Source organism: Thioclava sp. F42-5 (assembly GCF_002213195.1).
In the GTDB taxonomy this organism is placed as follows: Bacteria; Pseudomonadota; Alphaproteobacteria; order Rhodobacterales; family Rhodobacteraceae; genus Thioclava; species Thioclava nitratireducens.
In genome coordinates, this window is the sequence record NZ_NBNZ01000002.1 from 563,898 (window position 1) to 576,693 (window position 12,796).

Genomic DNA, 12,796 nt, shown 5'->3' on the forward strand with positions numbered 1-12,796 from the left:
TGGGGTCGCGACGGTCCGGGGGAGCGTCTTTTGCCTCTTGGGGCGTGTCCGACCGACGAGCGGCGCGTCACCCTGAGCTTGCCCTCCGGTTGGTCCGCAGGTCCGCCACCTTCTTTGTGCAAAGCCGATGCCCGGGCAACAGCGGCGGGCGGTCTTCCTTCCTTCCCGCTGCACCCTGCATAATCGTCGCGCATCCGTCGCCATTGCGCTCCGGGGCTTGCGATTTGTTGCAGATGCACTAAGAAAAGCCAGAGGTATCGCAGAGGAGTTTGCCCATGCGCGCGCGCATCTACCAACCCGCCCGCAACGCCATGCAATCGGGCAACGCGAAGACGCGGTTCTGGTATCTCGACTACGTCGCTGCCGACGCTCGCGAAATCGACCCGCTGATGGGCTGGACCAGCTCGAACGACACGCAGGCGCAGGTACGGCTGCGCTTCGAGACACGCGAAGCGGCGGAAGCCTATGCCAAGGAAAAGGGCATCGATTACGTCGTGACCGAGCCGCATAAGCGCGCCCCGAATGTCCGCGCTCGCGGCTACGGCGAGAACTTCGCCACCGACCGCCGCGCGAACTGGACGCACTGAGGGGCCAGGTCATCACCAACGAATGACGAGAACGGCGTTGCGGTGGCAGCGCCGTTTTGCGTTTCAGGGGCCACCCGGCCACCGCCTCTACTGGTAATGAAGCGCATCGATCGGGTCGAGCCGCGCCGCGCGTCGCGCCGGGAAGTAGCCGAAGACCATTCCCACTACCGCCGAGAAGCCGAAGGCGAGAAGAATGATATCCGGGCGTGGCGAGAAGGGGATCGCCATGATCCGCGACGCGACATAGGCGAGGCCGAGGCCGAAGAGGATGCCGATGATCCCGCCCAGAACCGAGAGCACCACGGCCTCGACCAGAAACTGCATCAGCACCTGATGCGCCTGCGCTCCGACCGAGAGGCGGATGCCGATCTCGCGGGTGCGCTCGGTCACCGAGACGAGCATGATGTTCATGATGCCGATGCCGCCCACCAGCAAGCTGACCGCCGCGACGGAGGAGAGCAGGCCGGTGAGCACCGAGTTGACGGAATTGAGCATCGAACTCAGCTCGGCCATGTCGAAGACCGAGAAATCGTCCTCTTCGCCGATGGCGATGCGACGCCGCTCGCGCATCAGGGTCTCAATGTCGGAGGTCGCCCGGGCCGTCGACACGTTCGGCGCGACCTGAACCGAGATCGTGGAAACGTCCTGACTGCCCATCAGCCGTCTTTGCACCGTTCGGATGGGCATGATGACGAGATCGTCCTGATCCTGCCCGAACGAGCCTGCGCCTTTCGCCTTCAGCAAGCCGATCACCTCGCAGGAAATCGCCTTGATGCGGACCTTCTCGCCGGTCGGATCGGTCGCGCCGAACAGGGTCGTCCGCACGGTCTCGCCGATGATGCAAAGATTGGCGCCGCTGCGATCCTCGGCTGGGGTGAAGCTGCGCCCGAGTGCGAGAGACCAGCCACCGATATCGAGATAGGCGGAGGTCGTCCCGGTGATCGAAGTCATGCGGTTATTATTGCCGAACACGGCCGTGGCCGCGGTCGAGACGACCGGCGCGACGGCGGAGAGGCTGCTCAGGTCTTTCAGCGCCTCGGCGTCCGACAGCTTGAAGGGCGGGGCGGCCTCGCGCGATCCGGGCCCCATCATCCGCGCACCGGATCGCAGGACGAGAACATTCGTGCCGAGCGCGGCGACATTCGCCGAGACCTGTTCCGAGGAACCTTGCCCGACGGTCATCATCGCGATGACGGCCGCCACCCCGATCACGACGCCCAGCACGGTGAGAAAGGAGCGAAGCGCGTTTCGGGTGATCGCGGTGAGTGCGAGCCGGATGGTTTCCCAGAGCATCACAGGGCCCCCTCGCGCATCTTCTCGTCGCGCACGACCCGGCCGTCGGTGAAGACGACGAGGCGCGAAGCGTAGGCGGCCATATCCTCCTCATGCGTGACCATGACGATGGTCAGGCCGGACTCGCGGTTGAGATCCTGCATCAGGTCCATGATCTCGACGCTGCGTTTGGTGTCGAGATTGCCCGTGGGCTCATCCGCGAGCATCACCATCGGTTCTCCCGCAAGCGCCCGCGCGATCGCGACCCGTTGCTGCTGACCACCCGAGAGCTGCGACGGCGTGTGATCCTCGCGCCCCTCAAGCCCGACGCGTGCCAGAGCCAGCTGGGCGCGCGCCACGCGTTCGGCCTTCCGCATCCCTTTGTAGATCAGCGGAAGCTCGACGTTCTCCAGCGCGGTGGTGCGGGGCAGAAGGTTGTAGCCCTGAAAGACGAAGCCGAGGTAATGCCTGCGCAGCAGGGCCCGTTGATCGCGGTTCAGGGTCGCGACCTCGACGCCGTTGAACAGGTAATTCCCGGCGGTCGGCCGGTCGAGGCAGCCGATGATATTCATTGCGGTCGACTTTCCCGACCCCGAGGGGCCCATGATCGCAAGGAATTCCCCCGGTTCGACGCGAAGATCCACGCCGTCGAGGGCACGCACGAGGGTCTCCCCGTGGCCGTAGTGGCGCTCGATTCCGCGCAGTTCGAGGAGCGGCTCACTCATCGCGACGTGTCCCGCTGATCGGTGATGACCTGATCGCCGACGACCAGGTCGCCTTCGGTGACGATCGTGAACTTGCCATTCGTCGCCCCCGGCGTGACCGCAACCTCGACAGGGGTGCCCTCGCGAAGAACCCAGACGGATTTCCCGCTCGCGGTACCGCTCTCCGAACCCGGTCGGCTCGGTATCACGAGGCCGATGAGCCCGCTCGCGCCATTGCCTGCGTCTTCGACCTCTTGCGGGGGCGCATAGCGCAGCGCCGCATTCGGGATCAGGAGCGCGTCTTTGGCCTCGTCCACGGTGATCGTCGCCGTCGCGGTCATGCCGGGGCGCAACAGCAGGTCGGCATTGTCGACCGCCAGCACACCCTTGTAGGTCACGACATCGTCGGTTGTCTCGGGGGCGTAGCGCACCTGCGTGATCGTCGCCGGGAAAGAGCGACCGGAATAGGCGTCGACGGTGAATGTCGCGTCATTGCCGACCGCGACCTGACCGATATCCGCCTCGTCGATATTGACGAGCAACTGCATGCGGCGCAGGTCCTCGGCGAGCGTGAACAAGGTGGGCGCGGATAGCGAGGCGGCCACGATCTGACCGGCCGAGACATTGCGGTCCAGAACGACGCCGTTGATCGGGGACCGGATGACCGATTTCTCCAGATCGTCCTTCTCCAAAGCAAGGTTCGCCTCGGCCAAAGTCAGCGACGCTTTCGCGGCCTGAACGGCCGCCACCGCGCGATCGCGCTGCGCGATATAGGTGACGAAGGTGCTATGGGTCGAGACGCCGCGCCGGTCCAGTTCCGCCTGTGTCTCGTAGAGTGCCGTCGCTTCCTTCTGGGTGGCTTCGGCCTGTGCGAGCTGCGCCTTGGCGGCCGCAAGCGCGGCTTCGGCATTGGCGACCTGCGCCTTGAATTTCGTATCGTCGAGCCGCGCGAGCACCTCACCCACCGTGACCTCGTCGTTGTAGTCGACATCGATGCTTGCCAGCGTACCCGACAGCTCCGAGGAGACCTCGACTTCCGTCGTGGGCTGCACCGTGCCGGTCGCGGTGACCGTGACGGTCAAATCGCCGCGCGTGACGGCTTGCGTGATGTAGCTCGTGCCGGTGCTGTCGCGGGGCGGCGCCAACCAGACCCAAGCGCCGACCGCGATCACGAGGGCCCCCGCGCCGAGGGCCCAGAGCCGCCAAGGTCGGCGGCTTTTCGCGCTGGACAATACGTGTTCGATCTCGTCGCGGCTCTGACACGGCATGATGAATCCGTTCCGGTTTCTCGTCCCGCAGGGGCGGGCAGGTGTGATACGTCGCAAAGGATGAACCCCGTCGCCCGCTATGGCTTTGCTCTAGAACAAGAAGGGAAGAAGAAACGCGCGTGGGGTCGGCGAATTGATCAATTCGCGATCTGTCTTCGCCCGCTGCGGGCAATGCTTGCACATCACCGCATCAAAGGACCGTGCGCGTGAGGGTCTTGATCGCCATCTGCGAATATCCGTCCTCCTCCACGGTGCTCAGCTCCAGATCGAAGCGGCTGCGGCTTCCGTCGGGGGCGAGGACCGTGAGATCGTCTGTATCGGCCGCGGTTTCCATCTGGTGGCGCGCATATTTCGCGCCGCGCAGGTTCGGCGGAAGCTTCGCGTTGATGAGCCCCGCGATCTCGTCCGCGCCGGTCAGCACGCCGAAGGGAGAGGCGGTCGACCAGACCCCGTCGGGATGAAACAGCTTTGCAGCCGCTGCACCGTCGCGCCGGTCCACGCAATCCAGAAAGCGCATCAGCAGCGAACGCTTGGAATGTCTGGCGGCGTAATGGGTGTGGAGCAGATGGTGCGCGGTCGGGGAGTTCGGCGCGCCCAGTTCCGAGGCATAGAGCGCCTGCACATCCGCATTCTCATAGGAACGACGGCGCGGTGCCTTTGCATCGACGCTGTAGATCGCCTTGGCGCGTTTTTGCAGAATTTGCGGGTCCATGGATTTCGGCTCGCCGCCGCCGCCGAGGCAGCCACCGACGCAGGCCATGACCTCGATCGCGACATAGTCCTCGCGCCACGTCTCATCCTCTAGCATGCGCTGGGCGGACGCGATCCCGTTGCACACGGCCACCGTGCCGACGCCGGGAATGGTCGCGGTCTTCACGCCCTCGCGCACACCGCGCAATGCCTCCCATTCCAGCGGCAGATCGTGCTCGACCCCTTTGAAATGCGCAGCCGTGCGAACCATCGCCTCCATGACGCCGCCCGAGGCGCCGAATATCTGGGCGGCCCCGGTGCTCTCGCCAAGCGGGCTGTCGAATTGCCCGTCCTCGGAGAGCGCCCCGAACGGGATCCCGCGCGACCGGATCATCCGCGCCAGCTCTCGGGTGGTGAGCACATGATCCACGTCGCCCGAGACGCCGGGCCGCTGAGCCTCGTCCTTCTTGGCGGTGCAGGGCATCACGCTCACCACGTAGGGTTCGGCCTTGCCGTCTGCGAAATCAGGGCCCAGAGACCGCGCGAAGCGACCCCGTTTGGCGATCGCGCCATGCATCTGCTGTGGCGATTTGGTCGTGCTCAGATGCGGCAGAAGATCGGGCCGGTTCAACTCGACCCAATTCACCCAGCCCGGACAGCAGGAGGTGAACAGCGGCAGCTCCGTGCCCGCCTCGAGGCGCGACAGCAATTCAGTGCCTTCCTCCATGATCGTGAGATCGGCGGCGAAATTCGTGTCGAACACATAATCGAACCCCAAAAGCCGCAGCGCATTGATCAGGCGCCCCGTGCTGACAGTTCCCGACTCCAGCCCGAATTCCTCGCTGATGGCGATGCGGGTCGCCGGGGCAACCTGAACGACGGAGACGCGCCGATGGGCATCGAGCGTGCGCAGCACCTCGTGCCAATGCGGGGCCTCGATCAGCGCGCCAACCGGGCAGACAAGTGTGCACTGCCCGCAGGAAATGCAGTTGGTCTGCGACAGCGGCACGTCGAAGACGGTGACGGGGCGCCGGTCGAAGCCCCGATTGGCGAAGCCGATCACGTTCTGGTTCTGCACGCTGTCGCCGCAGACCTCCGCGCAAAGCCCGCATTCGATACATTTCGACAAGTCCCGCCAGATGCTGGGGGAGGTGTGATCGCAGGAGAGTTCTTCCGACGCGGTGACGGCCCCGGCCGGCGTCTTCGGCCAACGCTCTTCCCACTGGTTCTCATGGACGAGACGCTGGAGCTGGCACGCCCCGTTCACTTCGCAGCGCATGCAGTCGTTCGGATGCCGCGCGAGCAGCCATTCCGCATCGGCTTTCCGAAAGGCAGTCAGTGCTTCGCTGTCCGTCGTCACCACGTCCCCATCCTTCGCCAGAGTGCGACAGGCCGGTTGCGGGTTCTGCGTGCCCTCGATCTCCACGAGGCACATGCGGCACACGGCATGGGCGGGCAGGCCGGGATAATGGCACAAGGTCGGGATGTGGATGCCGGCTGTCTTCGCCGCCTCCAGCAAGCTGGTGCCGTCCTCGACGTCGATATGTCGCCCATTGATCGTCAACGTGATCATGCGAAGAAACCTCCCGATCCGAAAAGTATAACAGAGGCTCCCGTCGTCGCAGAAGGTCCACCTTCGGTCTGCCTCGCAGCCCGGTCGGCGAGGCGGATTCCCGGTTTTCGGCTCGGTCGTGCTACACTGACACTTGATAGTGCTCGAAAGGATGGCGTGAATGGCCCGAGCCACCCGGACATCGCAACCAGCCCCGCTCTGGGGCATCGGCGCATATTGGCGCGGCGCGTACCCGCCGTGGATCGCGCTTATAGTCGTGCTGATCGGCGGGCGGTTCGCCGTGGCTCGGCTTTGGCAGGTCGTGTCGCCGCCGGTGCCAATGCCACTCTTCTCAATGCTCATCCTCGCGGACATCGCGCTGGCGGTATGGCAGGTGGTGGGGGCGTGGCGCAGCGTCTCGCATTGGGTCGATGCGCGGGCACGGGGCGATGTGCTGTTCGCCGCGCGTGTGGCGATCGGGGCCGTCGCGGTGGTGAGCGCGACGCATGCGCTCGACCAATCGGCGCGGCAAACGATGGCCTTGGCGCCGATCGCTCATGCCGGGCCGATGCCGCTGGAGGTGCGAAACGGAATCGCCTATCTCACCGGCGATATCAGCTACGATCTTCTGGCTCGGTTCGAGGCGACCCCGACGCAGGGCGTCTCGGCGATCGATCTCGACAGCGCCGGTGGGCACGTCTTTGCCGCGCGCGCGCTGGCGCAGCGAGTGATGAGGCGGGGGCTGAAGACGCGGGTGACGAAGCGATGCTACTCGGCCTGCACGCTGATTTTCATGGCAGGCGCGCATCGCGGTCTTGGCCCCGAAGGGGAGCTGGGTTTTCACGGCTACAGCCTGGAAGCTTACCCGTTGCCGATCGACATCGGAAAAGAGGAGGAGATCGACCGCGCTTTCCTGCGCGAGCGTGGCGTGACGGCGCGCTTCGCCGCGCGGGCCTTCGCGACACCGCATGCCGATATCTGGCGGCCTGACCGCCACGCGCTGACCGCCGCCGGGGTGCTGCGCGACTAGGGCTGCGCGACTGGGGCTGAGCGACCGCTGCTTGAAGCCAGCCCATTCGTCCATGCAGCCGCACGATGTCTGGTGACTTCGTCCTTGAACTCGCGCTGGCCCCACGCCGGGAATCCCGGTAATTTTCCGCAATGCGAGCCGTCCTTTCCGCCCTGATCCTCTGTGCCCTCGCGGGGGCGCCGAACGCGCAACCGGCGCGGGCGATGATCGGTCCGCCCGCGCCCGATCTGCGCTGCACCGCGGACGGGCGGCGATGTATCGGACTGACGGATTATTTCGCCGACACCTGCGGGCTCATTCAAAGCGCGGCCGACGAGGCTGGGCTCGATCCGGGCTATTTCGCGCGGCTTTTGTGGCGCGAAAGCCGGTTCGATCCGGCGGCGATCAGCCCGGCGGGCGCGCAGGGTATCGCGCAATTCATGCCGGGCACGGCGCGGCTGCGCGCGCTTGCCGACCCGTTCAACCCGGCGGAAGCGATCGAGGCCTCGGCGCGTTACCTCGGCGAGATGGCCAGACGCTTCGGCAATTCCGGCCTCGCAGCGATCGGCTATAACGGCGGCGAGGATCGCGCGGCGGGCTTCATTGCGAAGACCGGCGGCCTCGCGGGAGAAACCCGGGCCTATGTCCGCGCGATCACCGGCCACTCGGCAGAAGACTGGCGCGACACGCCGCCAGATAGGGTGGATTACAGGCTCGATGGCGATACGCCTTTCCTCGTCGCCTGCACCACATTGGCGGAGGGTCAGGCGATCCGCGACTTCCGCGATCCGGTCCCGCCCTGGGGCGTCATCGTGGCCGCCGGGCGCACCCAGAGATCGGCCGAGACTTTCGGGAAAAAGGCTGCCGCGCGCCACTCCGGGGTTATCGGCGACGCCAAGCTGCGCTTCGTACGTGCGGTCATGCCGGGCTTCGGACGACGCGCGCAATACACCGCGCAGGTTCCGGCGGGTTCGCGCAAGGAGGCGCTGGCGACCTGCGAGAAAATCCGCGGTGGGGGCGGCTTCTGCAAAGTCATTCGCAACTGATGCGTTTTCGCGCTGGAGGCCGGCGCGCGCCATGCCTAATCTGCCGCCGACACGAATGAGGACGCCCAATGCAAGACACGATCGAAATCGCGCGCGAGACCCCGCTGGGGGGCGATCTCGCAGAGCTTCACGCCCGCCACGCGGCGGCGATGCACGCCGATACGCCGCCGGAGTCGATCCACATGCTGCCGCCCGATGCACTCGCCGCTCCCGGCATCTCGTTTTTCGTTATGCGGCAGGCGGGACGCCCGGTCGGCATGGGGGCGCTGAAGCGCATCGCGCCCGATGAGGGCGAGATCAAGTCGATGCACATCCTTTCCGAAATGCGCGGGCAGGGGCTGGCGCAGCGGATGCTCGAGCAGTTGGTCGAAGCCGCCCGCGCCGAGGGCATGGCGCGCCTCTATCTCGAGACCGGATCGCAGGATTCCTTCGCCCCGGCGCGCCAGCTTTACCTGCGCGCGGGCTTTACGGAATGCGGGCCCTATGTCGGCTATCAGCCCGATCCGAATTCCGTCTTCCTGATGCGCGCGATCTGAACTTGCGCCGCGCGCCCCGATCGCGCATTTAGGGGCCACGCGGTCCCTTAGCTCAACTGGATAGAGCAGCTGACTTCTAATCAGCAGGTTGAGGGTTCGAGTCCTTCAGGGATCGCCAAGAAACTTTCTCCCCTCCACGCAGGTCTCCGCCTGCGACTTCTTCGCGCGTATTGTCCGAAAACAAGGAAACGCTCTCTGAGTCGCGGCAAGCTCTTCCTACGCCCCGATGTCGACGACATGCGGCGGAGCTACCATGGAGGTTCAAATGCGTTTCTTTCTTCTTGTCCTGCCGGCGGCGCTGAGCATCGCTGCGTGCAATCCGACGCCCGGTCCCTATGCGACCGGGCCCTATAACGGCCCGGCCCCCGGCACGCGCACCACTTACAATTACGAGAGTGTGGAATACGGCCGCATCGTCGCGATGCAGCCGGTCACGATGCGCCGGACCAGTGACGGCGACCAGATCGTCGGCGCGGTCACGGGCGGTCTCGTCGGTGCCGTGATTGGCCATCAGCTCGGCTCAGGGAAAGGCAAGGACGTGATGACCGGCGTCGGCGCGATCGCGGGCACGATCGTCGGCAGCAACATCGCCAGCCAGGGCGGCACCTACACCTCCTATGCGTGGACCGTGCGGCTCGACAATGGCGGCTCGATCACCGTGATCCAGATGTCGAACCAGTTCCGCGTCGGCGACAGGGTGAGCGTCGTGCGCAGCGGCAACCAGGTCTACCTGCGATAGCATCTTTCGGCGCAGGGCCGGGTGAGGGCGCGCGATTGCGATGCGGTCTCACTCGGGCCTGATCCGGAGGGCGCGCAAGGCGTTGAGGATGACGGCGACGTCGATCGCCTCCTGCAAAATCGCCCCCTCGACCGGGGTGAGGTAGCCGTAGGCGGCCGCGATCATACCGAGCACGGAGAGCCCGATCCCGGCGGCGACGCTCTCGAAGGCAATCCGCCGCGAGGACGCGGCGATTTCGATGCCCGCGCGCAGTTGATCGATCCGGTCGACGAGAAGCACCACATCCGCCGCTTCGGCCGAGGCGGCGGCCCCGCGTGCGCCCATGGCGACGCCGACATCTGCCGCGGCGAGGGCGGGCGCGTCGTTCACGCCGTCGCCCACCATCATGACCGGCCCGTTCTTGCGCTCGGAGAGCACGAGGAGAACTTTCTGGTCCGGTGTGAGGCCCGCGCGCAACCCGTCGAGGCCGAGGCCCTCGGTCACACGCTCGGCGACGTCCGTCCGGTCGCCGGTCGCGAGCAGGATGCGGGCGATCCCCTCCTGACGCAGTCCGTCGAGCATCGCGCCCGCACCTTCGCGCAGCGGATCGGCCATCACCAGATGCCCGGCCATCCTGCCATCCACTGCGACGGCGACGAGAACCGCCCCGGCGGCCATCGCTGGGTGATCGCCCGGTTTGCGCCCGACCCGCGCCGCTACGAAATCGTCACCGCCGACGAAGACCTTGCGCCCCTCGACATGGCCGACGACTCCCTCGCCCGCGATTTCAGCGACATCCGACGGGACGGGCAGGGTGAAGCCGCGCTCTTTCGCTTCAGCGACGATCGCCTGTGCTACGGGGTGTTTCGACGCCTGATCGAGCGCTGCGGCGAGGCGCAGGATCTCGTCCTCCTCCATCCCGTCATGGCTGTCGATGGACACGATCTGCGGGCGGCCGTCGGTCAGGGTCCCGGTCTTGTCGAGGATCAGCGTGCGGATACGCGCCATCGTCTCAAGCGGGCCCGCACCCTTGATGAGCACGCCGTAATGCGCCGCGCGCGAGAGGCCGGCGACCAGCGCGACCGGTACGGCGAGGATGAGCGGGCAGGGCGTCGCGACCACCAGAACGGCGACGGCCCGGATCGGGTCTCCGGTGAACCACCACGCGGCGAAGGCGATGGCGACGGTGACCACGAGAAAGCCCAGAGACCAGCGATCCGCCAGCCGCGACATCGGCGCCTTCGAGGCCTGCGCTTCCTCGACCAGCCGCACGATCCCGGCATAGGTGCTGTCCTTCGCGGGCCGCACCGCGATAAGGTCGAAGGCTTCGCCCGCGTTGGTCGAGCCGCTCATGATGTCGCCCCCGTGCGCAAGACGCACTGGCAAGGACTCTCCGGTCAGCGCCGATGTGTCCAGAAAAGCCGTCTCGGACGCCAAGGTCCCGTCCACGGGCACCACGTTGCCCTGATGGATCAGCAGGCGGTCCCCGGGGGCGATCTCGTCGAGGGAGATATCTTCCAGCTCGCCGTCGCGGTGACGCGTCGCGGTCCGAGGGACGCGGGAAAGCAGGTCGTGCATCTCCCGCCGGGCGCGGCCTTCGGCGAAGCTTTCGAGGAACGTGCCGCCGGAATACATCACCGCCACGACCGCGGCCGCGAGTGTTTCGTCAAAGACAAGCGCGGCGGTCATCGAGAGCGCGGCCACGATATCCAGACCGACTTCGCCGCGCCTCAGGCTGCGCGAGATTTCGTAAACCAGCGCGGCGAGGGTGGGCACGACGCCGACGACCCAGCTCGCTTTTGCCATGGCCTCGGCGCCCGCGAACCAGAAGGCGAGCCCCACGATCAGGGCCGCTGCGGCGAGCGCGAGAAGAGCGAGCTTGAGACGGTCGGTTCCGCGCTGTTCCATCCGGTCTGCGTTCCTTCTGCACGGTTCACGGTCGATCGCGCGTCAGTCCGCAGAGGATCGCGCCGATACCGTGATAGCGCATCCCGGCGATCGGTCCAGCCTTCAATGGGGTTTCGCCAGGCGATCCGGTCAGCGCAAGGGCGCGCGGCTGCGATCCGGGGTGAAGACGAGTGCGACCACAGCGATCAAGCCCGCCACGAGCATGTAGAGCGCGGGGGCGGTGACGAGGCCCGTCGCGGCGATGAGGCTCGTGGCGATCATCGGGGTGAGACCTCCGAAGATGCCGAGGCCGATGTTGAAGGCCACGGAATAGCCCGAGAGCCGGTCCCGCTCGGGGAACATCTCCGCGAACAGGGCGGGCCCCGATCCCAGCGGTACGGCCAGGAGCAGGAAGCTCACCGCATGCGCCACCACCACGGGCAGAATCGCGCCGCCTGACGCGAGCATCCATTCGTGCAAGGGCCACGCGGCCAGCGCCAACGACCCGATCGCCAGAGCGATCCAGACCCTGCGCGGCAGCCACCGGTCGCCCACGATCGCCGCCAGTGGCATCGCGGGGATCACGAGGACCGTCATCGCGGTGTTGATCAGAAGCGCCGTGTCTCGCGCCATCAAGCCCTGGCCGGACAGCCATTCCGGAAGATAGACGAAGGCGATGTAGTAGCAGGTGCCGTAACTGGCCGCGAAGGCCACCGCCAGAAGCGTCTCTTTACGGTTCGTCGTGAAGGCTTCGAGAAGGGGAGACGTCTCGTCGCGCCCCTCCTGATGCTGCCGGAAATGCTCGGACATGTGCAGGTTGCGGCGGATCAGGATCGCCACTGTCCCGAGGAGTGCGCCCCCAAGGAAGGGAAGGCGCCACGCCCAATCGGCGAGCGTCTGCGCGTCGAACAGGTTCGTCACCAGCGCCGCCGCCCCGACCCCGAGAAGTGATCCCGACATGGAGCCGATATTGGCCCAGCTCCCCGTCAGGCCGCGTTTCTTCAGGGGCGCGGTTTCGACAAGATAGGTCGCCGAGGACGAGAACTCCCCACCGACCGACAGGCCCTGCAGCAGCCGCACCAGAACCAGAAGTGCCGGCGCCAGCACGCCGACCTGCGCATAGGTTGGTAATATGCCCAGAAACAGCGTCGGCATCGCCATCATCACGACCGAGATCTGCATCGTTCGGGCGCGCCCGTAGCGGTCGCCGAACCACCCGAATACCGCCGCGCCTAGTGGACGCATCAGGAACCCGGCCGCGAAAATCCCGTAGGTTGCAATCAGGCCCGCGGTCGGGTCGTTCGAGGGGAAGAAGACCGGGGCGATGACGCCCGCCAGATAGCCATAGAGCGCGAAGTCATACCATTCGACCACGTTGCCGATGAAGCCGGCCATGATCCGGTGCCGAAGCTCTGCCGGTTTGGATGCGCTGTCGTCCCGCGTCATTGCGGAGCCTCGTGATTTTGCCGCCATCTTTGGGGTATACGTAGCCCTTACTCCGGCCTGGAAGCAAATCGGCGGGCCAGA

The 12,796-nt window shown here is 66.2% G+C and carries 11 protein-coding genes and 1 tRNA gene; 6 read left to right on the top strand and 6 right to left on the bottom strand.

Going from position 1 to position 12,796, the window contains the following annotated elements; genetic code table 11:
* The first annotated feature begins 275 nt into the window (after window positions 1-275).
* Window positions 276-587, top strand: a complete 312-nt coding sequence (locus B6V74_RS07985; RefSeq protein ID WP_075774291.1) for an ETC complex I subunit — start codon at window positions 276-278, stop codon at window positions 585-587.
* 87 nt (window positions 588-674) lie between these two features.
* Here the strand turns inward: B6V74_RS07985 and B6V74_RS07990 are convergent, their stop codons facing one another.
* The 4 genes from B6V74_RS07990 to B6V74_RS08005 form a co-directional block, all read right to left on the bottom strand.
* Complete coding sequence (locus B6V74_RS07990; protein WP_088722471.1) at window positions 675-1,880, bottom strand: ABC transporter permease; 1,206 nt, start codon at window positions 1,878-1,880, stop codon at window positions 675-677.
* On the bottom strand, window positions 1,880-2,584 hold the full coding sequence (locus B6V74_RS07995; protein ID WP_088720062.1) for an ABC transporter ATP-binding protein: 705 nt from the start codon (window positions 2,582-2,584) through the stop codon (window positions 1,880-1,882). Before B6V74_RS07995 ends, B6V74_RS07990 begins: the two co-directional genes overlap by 1 nt.
* Entirely contained in the window at window positions 2,581-3,831 is a 1,251-nt protein-coding gene (locus B6V74_RS08000; protein WP_088722472.1) for an efflux RND transporter periplasmic adaptor subunit, read from the bottom strand. Before B6V74_RS08000 ends, B6V74_RS07995 begins: the two co-directional genes overlap by 4 nt.
* Before the next feature lie 190 nt (window positions 3,832-4,021).
* Entirely contained in the window at window positions 4,022-6,094 is a 2,073-nt protein-coding gene (locus B6V74_RS08005; RefSeq protein ID WP_088722473.1) for a [FeFe] hydrogenase, group A, read from the bottom strand.
* A 160-nt stretch (window positions 6,095-6,254) separates the two neighbouring features.
* Between B6V74_RS08005 and B6V74_RS08010 the strand changes: the two genes are divergently transcribed.
* The 5 genes from B6V74_RS08010 (at window position 6,255) to B6V74_RS08030 (ending at window position 9,403) form a co-directional block, all read left to right on the top strand.
* Complete coding sequence (locus tag B6V74_RS08010; RefSeq protein WP_088722474.1) at window positions 6,255-7,103, top strand: hypothetical protein; 849 nt, start codon at window positions 6,255-6,257, stop codon at window positions 7,101-7,103.
* 203 nt (window positions 7,104-7,306) lie between these two features.
* Window positions 7,307-8,128, top strand: a complete 822-nt coding sequence (locus tag B6V74_RS08015) for a lytic transglycosylase domain-containing protein (protein WP_088722634.1) — start codon at window positions 7,307-7,309, stop codon at window positions 8,126-8,128.
* 68 nt (window positions 8,129-8,196) lie between these two features.
* Window positions 8,197-8,664, top strand: coding sequence for a GNAT family N-acetyltransferase (locus tag B6V74_RS08020; protein WP_075774298.1), 468 nt, complete (start codon window positions 8,197-8,199; stop codon window positions 8,662-8,664).
* Window positions 8,665-8,705: 41 nt separating this feature from the next.
* Window positions 8,706-8,782: transfer RNA gene (locus tag B6V74_RS08025), tRNA-Arg, on the top strand.
* A gap of 147 nt (window positions 8,783-8,929) precedes the next feature.
* Window positions 8,930-9,403, top strand: coding sequence for a glycine zipper 2TM domain-containing protein (locus tag B6V74_RS08030; RefSeq protein ID WP_168184195.1), 474 nt, complete (start codon window positions 8,930-8,932; stop codon window positions 9,401-9,403).
* 48 nt (window positions 9,404-9,451) lie between these two features.
* Here B6V74_RS08030 and B6V74_RS08035 read toward each other — a convergent pair whose 3' ends face one another.
* Both B6V74_RS08035 and B6V74_RS08040 read right to left on the bottom strand, forming a co-directional pair.
* A complete protein-coding gene (locus B6V74_RS08035) occupies window positions 9,452-11,290 on the bottom strand; it encodes a heavy metal translocating P-type ATPase (RefSeq protein ID WP_088722476.1) in 1,839 nt (612 codons plus the stop codon).
* A 129-nt stretch (window positions 11,291-11,419) separates the two neighbouring features.
* Window positions 11,420-12,715 carry an MFS transporter gene (locus tag B6V74_RS08040; protein ID WP_075776985.1) on the bottom strand — a complete coding sequence of 432 codons (1,296 nt, stop codon included), beginning with the start codon at window positions 12,713-12,715 and terminating at the stop codon, window positions 11,420-11,422.
* Between the last annotated feature and the right edge of the window lie 81 nt (window positions 12,716-12,796).